Origin of the sequence: Psychrobacillus sp. NPDC096426 (genome assembly GCF_044762745.1) — a bacterium.
Taxonomy (GTDB): Bacteria; Bacillota; Bacilli; order Bacillales_A; family Planococcaceae; genus Psychrobacillus.
On sequence record NZ_JBIWEX010000006.1, the window covers coordinates 13,477 to 30,199 of the forward strand.

Below are 16,723 nucleotides of genomic sequence, written 5' to 3' on the forward strand. Positions count from 1 at the left end.
TGTCGCTTTCTTATATGGTCAAATTGGTACATTTTGTTCACACGAATAAAAGTATCTATACTTCTGATTTTGGGTATTTTGTGGTATCGTTATATGTTAGATAGTCGTGTTCGTTTACTTATTCACATGTGGATAAGTGGTAAACTGTAAGGAGGTAGACACTTGTGGAATTTGATACAATAGCAGCGATTTCTACGCCGCTTGGAGAAGGGGCTATAGCAATAGTAAGAATCAGCGGGACTAATGCAGTAGCTATAGCAAATAAAATTTTTCGTTCACCAAACGAAAAAGATTTACTAAAACAAGCATCTCATACGATTCACTACGGACATTTAGTTGATCCTAAAACGGGTGAGGTAGTAGAAGAAGTAATGCTGTCCTTAATGAAAGGACCAAAAACATTTACAAGAGAAGATGTAATAGAGATAAATTGTCATGGAGGACTTGTATCGGTCAATCGTGTCTTACAACTTATTTTAATAAATGGTGCACGACTTGCGGAGCCTGGTGAGTTTACGAAACGTGCGTTTTTAAATGGAAGAATCGACTTATCGCAAGCAGAGGCTGTTATGGATTTAATAAGAGCAAAAACAGATAAGGCCATGAATGTTGCTTTAGGACAAATGGATGGACGATTATCTAGGCTTATTAACACATTAAGACAAGCTCTACTTGAGACATTGGCACAGGTAGAAGTAAATATAGACTATCCAGAATACGACGATGTGGAAGAAATGACACTACCGCTTATGATTGATAAATGCACTTGGGTAAAAGAAGAAATTGATAAATTGTTAATAACGTCATCTCAAGGAAAAATACTTCGCGAAGGACTTTCAACCGCAATTATTGGAAGACCGAACGTAGGAAAGTCTTCTTTATTAAATAGTTTAATACAAGAAAACAAAGCAATCGTTACAGATATTGCAGGAACAACAAGAGATATTATAGAAGAGTATGTTAATGTACGCGGAGTTCCGTTAAAATTAGTAGATACTGCTGGTATCCGAGAAACGGAAGATATAGTAGAAAGAATTGGTGTAGAAAAGTCGCGACAAGTCTTAAAAGAAGCAGACCTTCTATTACTTGTACTAAACAATGCGGAACAATTAACAGATGAAGATCTGCGACTATTTGAAGCAATTGAAGGTATGGATTACATCATTATTATTAATAAAACAGATTTACCGACCGAAATCAGTATAGATAAAGTGAAGCAACTGGCAGGAGATAAACGAGTTGTCACAACATCATTACTTCAAGAAGAAGGGGTCGATGAATTAGAAGAAGCAATCGCTTCTCTATTTTTTGAAGGATCGATTGAAGCATCCGATTTAACATATGTATCGAATGCACGTCATATATCTTTATTGCATTTAGCAAAAGCAACTGTGACTGACGCAATTGAAGCTGCACATAATGAAGTGCCAGTGGATATGATTCAAATAGATGTGACAAGAACTTGGGAAATACTAGGTGAAATAGTAGGGGATACTGTGGAAGAAAGTTTAATTGACCAGTTATTTGCACAGTTTTGTTTAGGAAAATAAAAAATGAGAGGAAGAAACGAACATGCCAAACTTTGAAGCAGGCAAGTTCGATGTGATTGTTGTTGGAGCAGGACATGCCGGTGTGGAAGCAGCACTAGCAGCTGCTAAAATGGGTGCAAAAACGCTTGTTTTAACAATAAATCTTGATATGATTGCATTTATGCCATGTAATCCATCCATCGGAGGGCCAGCGAAAGGAATTGTTGTGCGTGAAATTGACGCATTAGGCGGAGCCATGGGGAAAGTAATAGATAAAACACATATTCAAATGAGAATGCTGAACACAGGAAAAGGTCCTGCCGTTCGAGCACTTCGAGCTCAAGCAGATAAAGTGTTGTATCAAAATGAAATGAAACGACTTATGGAAGACCAAGAAAATTTAACGATTCACCAAGCAGTTGTAGAAGAATTACTTGTAGAAGATGAAAAAATTATTGGACTTGTAACACAAGTGGGAGCTATTTATAGAGCAGAAACGGTTGTCATTACTACAGGTACATTTTTACGTGGAGAAATAATCATTGGAGACTTAAAATATTCAAGTGGACCAAATAATCAGCAACCCTCCATTAAGTTAGCGGATAGTATCCGAAATTTAGGATTTGATTTAGTTCGATTTAAAACTGGTACACCACCGCGTGTGAATAGTAAAACAGTTGACTACAGTAAAACAGAAATTCAACCTGGCGATGATATTCCTAGAGCATTTAGTTTTGAAACAACTGAATTCATTATGGATCAATTGCCATGTTGGTTAACATATACAAGTGAAAAAACACATCAAATTATTAACGACAATTTACATTTATCGCCTATGTATTCTGGTATGATTAAAGGTACTGGTCCAAGATATTGTCCATCTATTGAAGATAAAGTAGTTCGTTTTAATGATAAACCACGTCATCAAATCTTCTTAGAACCGGAAGGACGAAATACAAAAGAAGTGTATGTGCAAGGTCTATCGACTAGTTTACCAGAGCACGTTCAACGTCAGCTGATAGCGTCTGTTCCTGGATTAGAACATGCAGAAATGATGCGTGCTGGATATGCAATTGAATACGATGCGATGGTTCCAACTCAATTATGGCCAACACTCGAAACGAAAAAAATTAAAAACTTATACACTGCAGGGCAAATTAATGGAACTTCTGGATATGAGGAAGCAGCTGGTCAAGGTTTAATGGCAGGTATTAATGCTGCACTGCGGGTACTAAAAAAAGAAGAAAAAGTGCTAAGTAGATCAGATGCATACATTGGAGTATTAATTGATGATTTAGTTACAAAAGGAACAAATGAGCCATATCGTTTACTTACTTCACGTGCAGAATATCGATTATTATTACGCCATGATAATGCTGATTTAAGATTACTTGAAATGGGCTATCAAATCGGTTTGGTTCCTCAAGAGAGATATGACCAGTTTTTAGTTAAAAAGAAACGAATAGAAGATGAATTAGTTCGTCTTCGTACACTAATCATTAAGCCAAATGAAGCAACACAGGCATTAATACGAAGTGTAGAGGGTAGTGAGCTTAAAGATGGTATACGTGCTGCAGATCTGCTTAAGCGAACAGAAATGCACTATGATTTAGTTGCCGAACTGGTACCTTCAGAAGTAGAATTAACATTAGAAGAAAAAGAACAAGTTGAAATTCAAGTAAAATATGAAGGGTATATTGAAAAATCTCTTCAACAAGTAGAAAAACTTAAAAAAATGGAAGACAAAAAAATTCCTGACCAACTTGATTATGATGCAATATCTGGAATTGCTACTGAAGCTAAACAAAAATTAAAGCAGGTGCGTCCATTATCTATCGCACAAGCATCTCGTATATCAGGAGTAAATCCAGCCGATATTTCTATTCTACTTATTTATATTGAACAAGGAAAAATAGCTAAGATTACTGGATAGTCTAAAATGATAAGGAGAACTACATGAACGAAGAACAATTTAAACAAGCCCTTCATGAAAAAGGAATTACACTAAGCGATGTTCAAGTAGAACAATTTAGAAAGTACTTTGAATTATTAGTTGAATGGAATGAAAAAATGAATTTAACTGCAATTACGGATGAACCTTCTGTCTATTTAAAACATTTTTTCGATTCTATTAGTGCTTCTTTTTATGAAGATTTCAATGGCCCTTTCTCTGTTTGTGATGTAGGAGCAGGGGCTGGATTTCCAAGTATCCCACTTAAAATTTGTTTTCCCGGTTTAAAAGTAACAATTGTTGATTCATTGAATAAAAGAATTCAATTTTTAACAAATTTAAGTAAAGAATTGAACTTATCCAATGTTCAATTTGTGCATGCTCGGGCAGAAGAATTTGGACAAAATAGCGAATATAGAGAAAAGTATGATATCGTAACAGCGAGGGCTGTAGCAAGACTTTCCGTTTTGTCTGAACTATGTGTTCCCCTTGTAAAAGTTGGGGGCAGATTTATTGCGATGAAAGCTGCTAGTGCTTCCGATGAGTTAAAAGATGCGAAAAAGGCACTAAGCGTACTTGGATCTGAGAAAAATGCTGAGTATTCATTTCTTTTACCGATTGAAAATAGTGAAAGAACGTTGTATGTCTTTTCTAAAACAAAAAGCACACCGAAAAGATACCCTCGAAAACCAGGTATTCCAAACAAAACGCCTATTATTTAACCTTACTCGGCATCTTGCTTCCTTTTCTACTTCAGTAGTATATTAAATGCTACTAATATAGTTAATATCTTTGATGAAGGAAAAACAGGAAGCAAGTATGTTAAGGTGCATTAAATTGAGGAACGTTCCACGTGAAACATTTATAGTAGTGTTATTTTTTCGTGAATATTAAGTGTATAGAGTTTCTAAAAGGTGGTGCTTGTTAGATGAAAAGTCCTTTTTCTCGTTTTTTCGGAAGTTCTGAAAAACAAGGACAAGATGTAGTTGTGGAACCAACACAACATCATTTAGAAGAAGTAGTAAATATAGCAATTGAAAAAATCGTACCGAATAGATACCAACCGAGAACTGTTTTTGATGAAACAAAAATAGAAGAACTTGCTCGGACTATTCATACGCATGGTGTCATTCAACCGATAGTCATCCGTAAAATGGATGATGAAAAGTATGAAATTATTGCCGGGGAAAGACGTTTTCGTGCAATGTCAAAATTGCAGTGGACAGAAGTACCAGCAATAATTCGAAATTTAAGTGACAAAGAAACCGCTTCTATTGCTTTGATAGAAAACTTACAACGGGAAGAATTAACTGCAATCGAAGAAGCAGTAGCATATCAAAAGTTGTTAAAACTACATGAACTTACCCAAGAAGCATTGGCACAACGTCTTGGTAAAGGCCAATCTACTGTTGCTAATAAACTAAGACTGCTGAAACTCCCAGAAGAAGTACAAGAAGCAGTTATGAAAAAAGAATTGTCGGAAAGACATGCAAGAGCATTAATGCAAATTAAAGAAAAAGAAATGCAGTTACAGCTGATGAATATGACGATGGAAAACCATTGGAATGTGAAACAATTGGAACAAAAAGTTGAGGAAATTTTAAATCCTCCATTGAAAGAAGATAAAAAAGCAGCTAAACCGAAAAGGAAAGCTGTCAGTAAAGATGTACGAATTGCATTAAATACGATCAAACAATCTTTATCTATGGTCACGAAGAGCGGTATTAATATTAAGACCGAAGAAGAAGATATGGAAGAATTTTATCAAATTACTGTAAGAATACCTAAAAAGAAATCATAAAATACTAATTAATTCAAACTCTCGCATTTTTGCAAGAGTTTTTCTTTTGTTACAAGAATAACACCCAATTTCCTTACGAAATTTGATAGAATGGAATAGAGTCAAAAAATTACGACGAAAGTAGGTGCAAGAGTGGGAAGAATTATTGCAATAGCCAATCAAAAAGGTGGTGTGGGGAAGACTACTACATCTGTTAACTTAAGTGCCTGCCTTGCATACTTAGGTAAAAAAGTTTTGCTAGTGGATATTGATCCACAAGGAAATGCTTCTAGTGGCGTAGGTGTGAATAAAGGCGATGTAAGTCAATGTATTTATGATGTTTTAATAGATGATGTAAGTGTTTTAGAAACAATTCAAGAGACAAAGGTGGAAAACTTACATATTGTTCCCGCTACAATCTCATTAGCAGGAGCAGAAATAGAACTTGTTTCGACTATTTCACGAGAAGTACGATTAAAAAAAGCACTACAAGAAGTTGAAAGTAAGTACGAGTATATCATTATTGATTGTCCGCCATCACTTGGTTTATTAACGATTAATTCGTTGACTGCTTCGAACGCTATTATCATACCGGTTCAATGTGAGTTTTATGCATTGGAAGGTTTAAGTCAATTATTAAGTACGATACGCCTTGTGCAAAAGCATTTAAACAAAAATTTAGAAATTGACGGTGTTTTATTAACCATGTTGGATGCTAGAACTAATTTAGGTATTCAAGTAATTGAAGAAGTAAAAAAATACTTTCAAGACAAAGTATATAAAACAATCATTCCTAGAAATGTTCGCTTGAGTGAAGCACCAAGTCATGGAGAACCAATTATTATTTACGATCCGAAGTCTAGAGGTGCGGAAGTATACTTAGAACTAGCGAAGGAAGTGATTCGTAATGGCTAAAGGTTTAGGAAAAGGTATTAATGCACTCTTTCCTGGGGAAGATTTAGAAAAAGCAGAGAAAGTAGAACAAATTAGTTTAACGGATATTAAGCCCAATCCTTATCAACCTAGAAAGATTTTTGATGTAGAAGCGATGAAGGAACTTACAGAGTCTATTAAAGAACACGGTGTACTACAGCCTATAATTCTTCGTAAAAAGGGTTCTAAATATGAAATAGTAGTAGGTGAGAGAAGATATAGAGCATCTCAACATGCTAGTTTAGATGTAATACCTGCTGTAATACGAGAGTTAACGGACCAACAGATGATGGAACTTGCAATTTTAGAAAACTTACAACGAGAAGATTTAACACCAATAGAAGAAGCAGAAGCTTATCAAAACTTAATGGAACACTTAAATTTAACACAAGAGCAACTTGCGTTTAGATTAGGAAAAAGTAGACCACATATTGCTAACCACGTACGATTACTTACATTACCAGAAATCGTAAGAAATACAATATCTGATGGCATTCTATCAATGGGCCATGGAAAAGCATTACTAGGTTTGAAAAAGAAAAAAACAATTCCAATTATCATGCAAAAAACGATTAAAGAGAACTTAAACGTTCGACAATTAGAAGCTTTAGTGCAAAAATTAAATGAGAATGTTCCACGTGAAACAAAAAAAGAAGAAAAAGATATTTTCACGAAAGAAAAAGAATCTGAGTTAAGAGATTTCTTTGGGACACCTGTTTCTATAACAAAAGGTAAAGACAAAGGCAAAATTGAGATTGAATTCTATTCAGAAGATGACTTAGAAAGAATATTAGAATTATTAGAGAATTAACCAACCTATTTCTAGGTTCTCCTAGAAATAGGTTGTATTTTTAGAGATGAGATGAGGAATACGGATGGTATTGTTGGGGACTTTTGTGAATGCTCTATTAATAATTATTGGAGCTATTGCTGGAAGATTATTAAAAGGAATACCTGATAATATGAAGCAGACAGTAATGGGTGCAATCGGGATAGTGGTGACCGTTTTAGGTATTCAAATGGGCTTAAAAAGTAGTAATTTTGTATTGATTATTATTTGTATAGTGTTTGGTGCGGTTATTGGCGAATGGATTGATTTAGATAAATGGTTAAATAGAATAGGTCAGTTTATAGAAAAAAAGTTTGGATCAAAAGCCTCTCAGGAAGGAAGTATTGCACAAGGGTTTGTAACGAGTACGCTTATATTTGTTATTGGGGCTATGGGAGTATTAGGAGCATTAAATAGTGGACTACAAAATGATCATGAACTACTCATTAGTAAAGGAATAATAGATGGCTTTACTTCCGTTATTTTATCAGCAACTTTAGGGATAGGGGTATTACTATCGGCAATTCCGGTGGCAGTGTATCAAGGATTAATTGCTTTATTTGCCACACAAATTACAAAAGTTATACCAGAAGCTGCGCTTGATTTATTTCTTCAAGAAATGACAGCTACTGGTGGAATAATGATTATCGCTATTGGTTTAAATTTACTAGGTTTAACGAAAATTAGAGTAGCGAATCTCTTACCGAGTTTAGTCGTTGTTGGCATTGCTGTTGCTTTTATTTATAACTTTTAAATTATATCGATGCCAAGCTAAGAGAAGAGAACGGGAAATAACTTTTCCCATTTCAAATGTTAGATTGAGTCGGGTACTTTGTAAAACATTGTATTCCATAAAACCTCCAATATTCACAACTGCTTTTATGGAAACTTCTCCAATTGGAGGTAATTCTTTTTTTACTGCTTTTCCTGGGTAAAGTGGACCAGGATGCACGATAATCTGTCCGATATTGTCTGCATTTCCTAAACAAGCATCAATTGCAATAATATATGGGGAATCAGGTGAGCTTTTTAACTCTTCTGTAATTTCCTCTAAATTTAAAGCATGTAATGGGTCATCCAAAGTTCCGACAATTTGAAAAGGGAAAGAAACGAGTTGAGTTAAGAAAGAACCGGTCATTGGTCCAAGAGCATCACCTGTAGAACGATCTGTCCCTATACAACAAAAAACTAAGTTTGGATGATCAAAAGGAATATGTTCTAAAAAGTAGTTGCTTAATCGCCAAACTACTCCTGTTTCTTTATAATAGATAGTAGATGGATGTTGAATAGATGTTGCTTGAGAATTCATATATTTACTCGCTTTCTTTTTAATATAGTATATGCATCTAGAAAATTATTTATTCAAGTAGAGGTGACAAATGGCTTTATGGAAGTGAAATTACAGGAACTAAAAGATTATTTAATAGCAGAGCAGACTTGGCTGGATCTTGGTATTATTTTTGCTAAAATACTTGTTATTTTATTACTAACTACTATTGTGGTGAGGGTCGGTAAAAGTATTATCAAAAGGTTGTTTTTAGTTAGACAAAAGAGTCCTTTAGGCTATTCGGAACGCAGACAAAATACACTAGAGAAGCTTCTTCAAAATATTATAGCTAACGTTGTATATTTCACTGCTATTATAGCTATATTAAGCACTTTTGGTATAAATGTGGTTGGGCTACTTGCAGGAGCAGGTATTGTAGGACTTGCGGTTGGTTTTGGTGCACAAAGCTTAGTAAAAGATATTATTACGGGGTTTTTTATTATATTTGAAGATCAATTTGCTGTAGGGGATCAAGTACAGATTGGTACGGCTAATGGAATTGTGCAGGAAATTGGCTTGCGTACTACGAAAGTGAAAAGTTATACAGGAGAACTTCATATTATTCCGAATGGAAGTATTACAGTCGTTGTTAACTATTCTATTTACAATTCTTTAGCTTTAATAGACGTTAGCGTTGCAGCGGAAACAGATATTCCAACATTAGAGAAGAATATACAAGAATTTCTTAAAGACTTACCGAACAAATACGAAGATCTTGTTAAACCACCTAGTTTTCTAGGAGTACAAAGCTTTAGTGCAACCGAGATAGTTGTGCGTATTACCGCCGAAACAATACCGACGAAACAAGCTGGAGTTGCTAGAAAAGTACGAAGAGATTTAAAAGAATTTCTTGAAAAAAAAGGTATTCAAATTTCATAATTTAGCTGGCGTAATTGATCATAGTAGAAGTAGGTGATGGAAATGGAGAAAAAGCAGTTTCAACTAAATGATATTGTAGAAATGAAAAAACAGCATCCATGTGGAACGAATGCTTGGAAAATCATTCGAATGGGAGCAGACATCCGTATTAAATGCGAAGGGTGTCAACACAGTGTACTAATTCCACGAAAAGAGTTTGAAAAAAAGATGAAGCGACTATTAAAACAAGCAGATACCGAGTAAAGATAGACTTTTAGTTTCAAAATCAATATAATGAACAGGTTATAATTAAAAAAAGTGTAGGTTAATATAGAGAAGGGTTGTGACATATATGGCATTGACGGCAGGAATTGTAGGATTACCAAACGTAGGAAAATCCACACTGTTTAATGCAATAACGAAAGCGGGGGCACTTGCAGCTAACTATCCGTTTGCGACGATTGATCCGAACGTAGGAATTGTAGAAGTTCCGGATGCACGTTTAGATAAATTAACAGAGCTAGTAGTTCCAAAGAAAACAGTTCCAACTGCATTTGAGTTTACAGATATTGCAGGAATTGTAGAAGGTGCTAGTAAAGGTGAAGGTCTTGGTAACAAGTTCTTAGCTCATATTCGCGAAGTAGATGCAATTTGCCAAGTAGTACGTTGCTTTAATGATGAAAATATTACACATGTCTCCGGTAAAGTGGATCCAATCTCCGACATAGAAGTAATTAATCTGGAGTTAATTCTGGCAGATTTAGAAAGTGTAGATAAGCGTTTAGCTCGCGTTGCAAAAATGGCGAAACAAAAAGATAAAGATGCAATGGTGGAAGAGCCGATTCTATCACGCTTAAAAGAAGCATTTGAGGCAGGAAAATCGGGTCGTTCTGTTGACTTTTCCGAAGAGGAGCTTCGAGTAGTAAAAGGTCTTCATTTATTAACAATTAAACCAATGCTATACGTTGCAAATGTTTCGGAAGATGATATTATGGCAGATGGTGAGAATGAATATGTACAAAGAGTACGTGCATTTGCAGCAGAAGAAGGTGCACAGGTAATTGTAGTTTGTGCAAAAATTGAGGAAGAAATGGCAGCTTTAGAAGATGAAGAGAAGCAAATGTTCTTGGAAGAATTAGGGATTGAAGAGTCTGGATTGGATCAATTAATTAAAGCATCTTATTCATTACTAGGATTAGCTACCTATTTTACTGCAGGTGTACAAGAAGTACGTGCATGGACGTTCCGAAAAGGGATGAAAGCTCCTCAATGTGCAGGAGTAATTCACACTGACTTTGAAAAAGGATTTATACGAGCGGAAACAGTCGCTTACGATGATTTAGTTGCTACTGGATCTATGGCAGCAGCAAAAGAAGCAGGAAAAGTTCGTCTAGAAGGAAAAGAGTACATTGTACAAGATGGCGACGTTATGTTATTCCGCTTTAACGTATAATAAAAATGGAGGATTAGCTATTTTTTGCTAATCCTTTTTTAGAACATACAGTTTTGGTTTTATAGGATCATCTTTAATTAATACATATTTTGGATATTTTCTTAACTCTTTATACATTGCAAAGTCACCAGCTGCACCAGCAATTAACCATGCTCCTAAAAGAACAAGCACTGGCATTTCTATTATATAACCAATGAACATTGGAAGAACACCCGTCATCCAAAAAGGTAGCAGTAATGCTTTTTTCATCGCATGATTGGGTAAAGGAATACTTGTTGTTGCGTATGCAATCCCCATCTTTAGATTAACACCGTACTCCATACTACTCCAAGGAACTTTCCCAAAAAGATAAAAACCGATTAAATGAAAACATTCATGCAAGATAATGAGAAGTATATATCCAATACAAACTAAGAAAAAATCTAAAAATGTAAAAGTTAGTCGTATATCTCCCTGTAAAAATGTATAGACGATCAGTCCGACAATTGAAAGAATAACGGTCATCAATAAACTGACCCAAGCTACTCTTTTTAAATCAATTTCAATGATGGATAAAAAATTTTCTTTATTTTCCATGAACGATCCCTCCACTAATGTAAATATACATGAATCGTAAAAACAATGACAATCAATCTTGAAATAATTAATTCTTTATGATACAATTCATTGATGTGAGTAATAGAATTACTTGCTCCTTGTCGATTGTTGACCAATCGACCAAAGACCATAGGGAGGTGTAAATAGATGAGAACGTACGAATTAATGTACATTATTCAACCAGCAATCGAAGAAGATGCGAAAAAAGCTTTAGTTGAGCGTTTCAATGAAATCCTAACTTCAAACGGTGCTGAAATCATCGAAGCAAAGGACTGGGGTAAACGCCGCTTAGCTTACGAAATCAATGACTTACGTGAAGGTTACTACCAAATCGTTAAAGCAAACGCTGATTCAAAAGCAATCGATGAATACATTCGTTTAGCTAACATCAATGAGGACATTATCCGTCACATTGCTGTTCGTATCGACGATAAATAATAAAATCGACTAACAAAAGCTGAATGAGGGAGGTTGTACACTGATGATTAACCGTGTCGTTTTAGTTGGAAGACTAACAAAAGATCCGGAACTTCGCTATACGCCAAGTGGTGTTGCAATGGCAAGATTTACACTAGCTGTCAATCGAACATTTTCCAACCAACAAGGTGAAAGAGAAGCTGATTTTATCAACTGTGTCGTTTGGAGAAAGCAAGCGGAAAACACAGCTAACTTCTTGAAAAAAGGTAGTTTAGCAGGTGTTGAAGGACGCATACAAACAGGCAGTTATGAAGGACAAGATGGAAAACGTGTTTATACAACGGACGTTGTCGCAGACAGTGTTCAATTTTTAGAACCACGTAGTAGTTCTGGAGACCGTGGCCAATCGGGACAACCATATGGTGGCGGACAACAGCAACAACAGCAAAATCCATATCCAACATATCAGCAAAACCAACCAATGAATCAGCAAAATTATACACGTGTAGATGAAGATCCTTTTGCAAATAGTAGTGGACCAATCGAAGTATCGGATGACGATCTACCATTCTAAGGACTTCACGCATGTTACTTTAATCGAAAAGGAGGCAATCTATTATGGCACCACGTCGCGGAGGCAAAAGACGCCGTAAAGTTTGTTACTTCACAGCTAACAACATTACACACATCGATTACAAAGATGTAGATTTGTTGAAAAAATTCGTGTCAGAACGTGGGAAAATTCTTCCACGTCGTGTGACAGGAACTAGCGCGAAGTACCAACGTAAGTTAACACGAGCTATTAAAGTATCTCGTATCATGGCTTTACTTCCATTCTCTTCTGAAGAGAGATAAGTTTATAAATCAAAGGACCGGGAAACCGGTCTTTTTTTGTTGCAAAGGAATTGATAATTAGTCACCGCGCTGATTTTCGCTACAGGCGGACGCTTTCCGCCGGGTGATAGATGAGCCATCCCGCCGCTTCGCGTTCGTTTTGATGGCTCATCTATCTCACTCATCCGGCTAGAGTCGCCGCCTTCTGCTGCAATCAATAGAACTTGCTTACTAATTTAGCATATACACTTATCAAAGCTTTAGATTTATCAGGTCGACTGTGCAATAATTATAAATCTAATGAGAAAATGCCGTCCTAATTAAGTAAAGCATTTAATAGGAAAAGTTTGATGTATTAAACCATTTTTAGGGGAATTAAACAGTCATTCATCTGCGTCTCACTTCAAGTAAACTTGTTATGTTGAAAAATGGTTGCTCTCGTGCTAACTTAGTTGCTTTCCGAATAGAACTAGTTGCTTTAGTGACTGGTTTGTTGCTCATATCCAGTTATTAGACCGTATTTTTAGGAAATTCTATATAAGATTGGATTTAGGGTAACGACACTGCTTAGTTAAGAAGCTCAAATGGATTGGAGCGATTAGCGACGAGGAGGCTGAAGCCATGCCCGCGGAAAGTACCCGCCTGCAGCGGAAATCTTAGCGGTAAATTCATTATGAAGCATTATTCCTATATTGCGCGAACTATCCTTTATAAGGGTAGTTTTTTTATTACTATGACTTGAAAAAGGAAAGTTGGCAGAGTATGGAGTTTTAGTTGAGGTAATAAATCTGTTACAATGAATAGATGACTAGGATAAAGGAAGGTACTTCATGCAAAAATATCAGTCAAACTATTTAACATATGGGTCTATGATGATTGCACTATTTGTAATTACTTTAGCAATAGTTGTATATGTTCCATTTGTAAGTATTTTAATTTCATTTATAGTACCATTACCAATTGCTTGGTACAGTGTAAAGTTTGAACGGAAGCATGCACTTTTAGTTACGCTTATCGCTGTTATATTATCTGGATTGATAGGTGGGATTGCTGGACTAATATTTGGAGTAACTTTAGCTCCATTAGGTTTTATTATAGGAAACTCCATTAGAACAAATCAATCTAAGTTTTATGTACTAATGGCTTCAGGTATATATTTATTAATCATTACCGCAATGCAATATATTGTTTCAATTTTAGTATTAAATATTAATATTTTGACGCAATTTTTAGAGGCCCTTGAAATATCCTATAAACAAGTAGGAAATATCATGGAACTAGCTGGACAGTTGCCAGCTAATTACGATGAAATGGTGGATCAACTTTTATTGCTATTTAAAATGATCATACCTTCTTTATATATTGGAACCGTATATATATATGCCTTTCTTTACGTGATTATTAATTTCTCTATATTGAACAAGTTAAAACTAGACGTTCCAAAATTTTCAAAGTTCATGGATTTTAGACTACCAAAAGCAGTGTTATGGTATTATTTAATCGTATCCATTTTCACCCTGTTCGTGACATTTGAAATTGGAACTTTTGGTTATTTACTATTTGTGAATGCGGCACTTATATTAAAAGTTCTTTTGTTTTTACAAGGTGTTTCGCTCATTCACTACTATTTTTATGTGCAAGGATGGCCAAAATGGTCGATGATTCTAGCAAGCATTCTTGCCGTACCACTTTATACGTTCACGATTATATTAGGTGTGTTAGATTTAGGGTTTAATTTGCGAGCGTATTTAAAAGACAGGTACAAAAAATAAGGAGCTGATCAAGTGGCATCTTTTTTTAGGAAACGCCCAATTCGATATCCACTCGTCTTGTTCATGTTACTCGGTGGGGTGGCAGCTTATTTACTGTTGACTAACAATTTGTTAGTTGGGTTGTTATTTGCTTTATTAGTAATTGGCGTATCCATTTATGCATGGATACTAGAACAGCGTGTATATGAAGAGACAGAAAGACATATAGAAACCCTCTCTTATCGGATGAAGAAAGTAGGGGAAGAGGCACTTTTAGAAATGCCAATTGGTATTTTATTGATAAATGATCAATTTGTCATTGAGTGGGCTAATCCATATATGATGGAAAAATTGCCATTCGATACAATCATAGGAGAAGAGTTATTTTCTATATCAAAAGATTTTAAGCAGCTTTTGAAACAAGAGGATATAAAAGAAATGGTCATATCTTTTGATGACAATAACTACAAAGTGTTGTATAAAGCAGAAGAAAAGTTATTGTACTTCTTCGACATTACAGAACAAGTAGAAATGGAATCTCTATATTATGGGGATCGTACAGTTATTGGAGTTCTGTATATTGATAACTATGATGAAATTGCCCAAGGGATGGATGATCAAACCCGAGGACAGTTAAATAGTATTGTTACCTCATGTGTGAATGATTGGGGTGCAAAATACGGAATTTATGTGAAACGCATTTCTTCGGATCGTTTTTTAGCGGTTTTTAACGAATCCATTTTAGTAGAACTAGAGAAAAATAAATTTTCGATTTTGGATGACATTAGAGAGACTACTGCTAAGTTCGGATTTTCATTAACGTTGAGTGTTGGCGTTGGTGCTGGGTCTATTTCACTTGTTGAACTTGGTGAATTAGCACAGTCAAGCCTGGACTTAGTACTAGGACGCGGTGGGGATCAAGTAGCGATCAAACACCCAAGTGGAAAAGTGAAGTTTTACGGTGGGAAAACAAATCCAGTAGAAAAAAGAACGCGTGTTAGAGCTAGAGTTATATCACACGCCCTTCGAGATTTAATCCAAGATAGTGATCAAGTGTTTGTGATGGGACATCGCATGCCTGATATGGATGCCATTGGTTCCGCTGTAGGAGTGAGAAAAATGGCCGAGATGAATAAAGTAGATGGCTACGTCGTGATTGACTTTAATGAACTAGACAATAGCGTTACTCGATTAATGGATGAAATAAAAGAAAAACCAGAGCTCTATGATCGTTTTATCAGTCCAGAAGAAGCGATGAATAAAATGACCGATAAAACATTACTAGTTGTAGTAGATACACATAAACCAAGCCTAGTTATTGATGAGAAATTACTTCAAAGAGCAGAAAAAATAGTCGTAATTGATCATCACCGTAGAGGAGAAGAATTTATATCCAATACGATGCTTGTTTATATGGAACCGTACGCATCATCTACCTCTGAGCTCGTTACAGAATTAATCGAATATCAGCCGAAACACCAAAAGATAACTAGCTTAGAAGCTACGTCAATGCTTGCAGGAATAATAGTAGATACGAAAAGTTTTACACTTCGTACGGGGGCTAGAACATTTGAAGCAGCTTCCTATCTTCGGACTAATGGAGCAGATACGGTACTTGTACAACGTTTACTAAAAGAAGACATTGATACGTATATTGAGCGGTCGAAAATCGTACAAACAGTAGAATTTTTTGGAGAAGGCATTGCCATTGCCCATGGTGCAGATGATATCGCTTATAGTCAGGTGTTACTAGCCCAAACTGCCGATATTTTATTAACGATGAATAATATTACAGCTTCGTTTGTTATTGGGCGTAAAAGTGATTCTCAAGTAGGCATAAGCGCAAGATCGCTCGGAGATGTAAACGTACAGTTAATAATGGAACGACTGAACGGCGGTGGTCATTTAACGAATGCTGCATGCCAATTAGAAGATATAACAGTAGAAGAAGCAATGACGTTATTAAAAAATGCAATTACAGAAACAATCAAAGGAGGAAATACAGAATGAAAGTCGTATTTTTAAAAGATGTAAAAGGTAAAGGAAAAAAAGGGGAAATAAAAAACGTAGCAGATGGTTATGCACATAACTTTTTATTGAAAAATAAACTTGCAGTGGAAGCAAATACTGCTGCCATTAGCGCACTAGAAGGTCAAAAGAAAAAATCAGAAAAAGAAGCTGCTGAAGAGTTAGCGGAAGCAAAAAAATTAAAAGAAGTGTTAGAGCAACTTACAGTTGAACTGAAGGCAAAATCAGGTAGCGATGGTCGTTTATTTGGTTCAGTAACAACCAAACAAATTGCAGCACAATTAGAGAAATCACATAGTATTAAACTAGATAAGCGCAAAATGGAGCTGGACGATGCTATTCGTGCATTAGGATATACAAATGTTCCAGTTAAATTACATCATGAAGTAGTAGCAACATTAAAAGTACATGTCACAGAAGAAGCGTAAGGAGAGAG

The 16,723-nt window shown here is 35.6% G+C and carries 18 protein-coding genes; 16 read left to right on the top strand and 2 right to left on the bottom strand.

The genetic code is table 11. From position 1 onward, the window contains the following. Positions 1–164 precede the first annotated feature (164 nt). The 7 genes from mnmE (at position 165) to ACIQYS_RS06570 (ending at position 7,776) form a co-directional block, all read left to right on the top strand. Complete coding sequence (mnmE, locus tag ACIQYS_RS06540) at positions 165–1,550, top strand: tRNA uridine-5-carboxymethylaminomethyl(34) synthesis GTPase MnmE (protein WP_402976434.1); 1,386 nt, start codon at positions 165–167, stop codon at positions 1,548–1,550. 22 nt (positions 1,551–1,572) lie between these two features. After that, the gene (gene mnmG, locus ACIQYS_RS06545; RefSeq protein ID WP_402976437.1) at positions 1,573–3,462 is read left to right on the top strand and encodes a tRNA uridine-5-carboxymethylaminomethyl(34) synthesis enzyme MnmG; all 1,890 of its coding nucleotides are present in this window, start codon (positions 1,573–1,575) and stop codon (positions 3,460–3,462) included. 23 nt (positions 3,463–3,485) lie between these two features. Further along, positions 3,486–4,202 (top strand): 16S rRNA (guanine(527)-N(7))-methyltransferase RsmG, encoded by a 717-nt coding sequence (rsmG, locus tag ACIQYS_RS06550; RefSeq protein WP_402976440.1) that lies wholly within the window; start codon positions 3,486–3,488, stop codon positions 4,200–4,202. Between the two features lie 206 nt (positions 4,203–4,408). Beyond that, positions 4,409–5,281 (top strand): nucleoid occlusion protein, encoded by an 873-nt coding sequence (gene noc, locus ACIQYS_RS06555; RefSeq protein ID WP_402976443.1) that lies wholly within the window; start codon positions 4,409–4,411, stop codon positions 5,279–5,281. A 132-nt stretch (positions 5,282–5,413) separates the two neighbouring features. After that, positions 5,414–6,175, top strand: coding sequence for a ParA family protein (locus ACIQYS_RS06560; protein ID WP_402976446.1), 762 nt, complete (start codon positions 5,414–5,416; stop codon positions 6,173–6,175). Next, positions 6,168–7,004, top strand: coding sequence for a ParB/RepB/Spo0J family partition protein (locus ACIQYS_RS06565; protein WP_402976449.1), 837 nt, complete (start codon positions 6,168–6,170; stop codon positions 7,002–7,004). Before ACIQYS_RS06560 ends, ACIQYS_RS06565 begins: the two co-directional genes overlap by 8 nt. A 64-nt stretch (positions 7,005–7,068) precedes the next feature. Beyond that, positions 7,069–7,776 carry a DUF554 domain-containing protein gene (locus ACIQYS_RS06570; RefSeq protein ID WP_402976452.1) on the top strand — a complete coding sequence of 236 codons (708 nt, stop codon included), beginning with the start codon at positions 7,069–7,071 and terminating at the stop codon, positions 7,774–7,776. Here ACIQYS_RS06570 and yyaC read toward each other — a convergent pair. Further along, positions 7,732–8,331 carry a spore protease YyaC gene (gene yyaC, locus ACIQYS_RS06575; protein WP_402976455.1) on the bottom strand — a complete coding sequence of 200 codons (600 nt, stop codon included), beginning with the start codon at positions 8,329–8,331 and terminating at the stop codon, positions 7,732–7,734. The genes ACIQYS_RS06570 and yyaC overlap by 45 nt on opposite strands. A 78-nt stretch (positions 8,332–8,409) precedes the next feature. Between yyaC and ACIQYS_RS06580 the strand changes: the two genes are divergently transcribed. The 3 genes from ACIQYS_RS06580 (at position 8,410) to ychF (ending at position 10,660) form a co-directional block, all read left to right on the top strand. Continuing rightward, the gene (locus ACIQYS_RS06580; protein WP_402976458.1) at positions 8,410–9,228 is read left to right on the top strand and encodes a mechanosensitive ion channel family protein; all 819 of its coding nucleotides are present in this window, start codon (positions 8,410–8,412) and stop codon (positions 9,226–9,228) included. 42 nt (positions 9,229–9,270) lie between these two features. Beyond that, a complete protein-coding gene (locus tag ACIQYS_RS06585) occupies positions 9,271–9,471 on the top strand; it encodes a DUF951 domain-containing protein (RefSeq protein ID WP_402976461.1) in 201 nt (66 codons plus the stop codon). A gap of 88 nt (positions 9,472–9,559) precedes the next feature. Continuing rightward, the gene (gene ychF, locus ACIQYS_RS06590) at positions 9,560–10,660 is read left to right on the top strand and encodes a redox-regulated ATPase YchF (RefSeq protein ID WP_402976464.1); all 1,101 of its coding nucleotides are present in this window, start codon (positions 9,560–9,562) and stop codon (positions 10,658–10,660) included. A gap of 27 nt (positions 10,661–10,687) precedes the next feature. Here ychF and ACIQYS_RS06595 read toward each other — a convergent pair whose 3' ends face one another. Beyond that, positions 10,688–11,236 (bottom strand): DUF3267 domain-containing protein, encoded by a 549-nt coding sequence (locus ACIQYS_RS06595; RefSeq protein WP_402976467.1) that lies wholly within the window; start codon positions 11,234–11,236, stop codon positions 10,688–10,690. Between the two features lie 168 nt (positions 11,237–11,404). Here ACIQYS_RS06595 and rpsF point away from each other — a divergent pair, with 168 nt between their 5' ends. From rpsF to rplI, 6 genes are all read left to right on the top strand, one after another. Continuing rightward, complete coding sequence (gene rpsF / locus ACIQYS_RS06600; RefSeq protein ID WP_402976470.1) at positions 11,405–11,695, top strand: 30S ribosomal protein S6; 291 nt, start codon at positions 11,405–11,407, stop codon at positions 11,693–11,695. Between the two features lie 43 nt (positions 11,696–11,738). Beyond that, complete coding sequence (ssb, locus tag ACIQYS_RS06605) at positions 11,739–12,248, top strand: single-stranded DNA-binding protein (protein ID WP_402825293.1); 510 nt, start codon at positions 11,739–11,741, stop codon at positions 12,246–12,248. Between the two features lie 44 nt (positions 12,249–12,292). Continuing rightward, positions 12,293–12,529 (top strand): 30S ribosomal protein S18, encoded by a 237-nt coding sequence (gene rpsR, locus ACIQYS_RS06610; protein ID WP_142540806.1) that lies wholly within the window; start codon positions 12,293–12,295, stop codon positions 12,527–12,529. 809 nt (positions 12,530–13,338) lie between these two features. Beyond that, positions 13,339–14,280 carry a YybS family protein gene (locus ACIQYS_RS06615; RefSeq protein ID WP_402976473.1) on the top strand — a complete coding sequence of 314 codons (942 nt, stop codon included), beginning with the start codon at positions 13,339–13,341 and terminating at the stop codon, positions 14,278–14,280. A 12-nt stretch (positions 14,281–14,292) separates the two neighbouring features. Then, entirely contained in the window at positions 14,293–16,269 is a 1,977-nt protein-coding gene (locus tag ACIQYS_RS06620; protein ID WP_402976476.1) for a DHH family phosphoesterase, read from the top strand. Beyond that, entirely contained in the window at positions 16,266–16,715 is a 450-nt protein-coding gene (rplI, locus tag ACIQYS_RS06625) for a 50S ribosomal protein L9 (protein ID WP_402976479.1), read from the top strand. Before ACIQYS_RS06620 ends, rplI begins: the two co-directional genes overlap by 4 nt. Positions 16,716–16,723 lie beyond the last annotated feature (8 nt).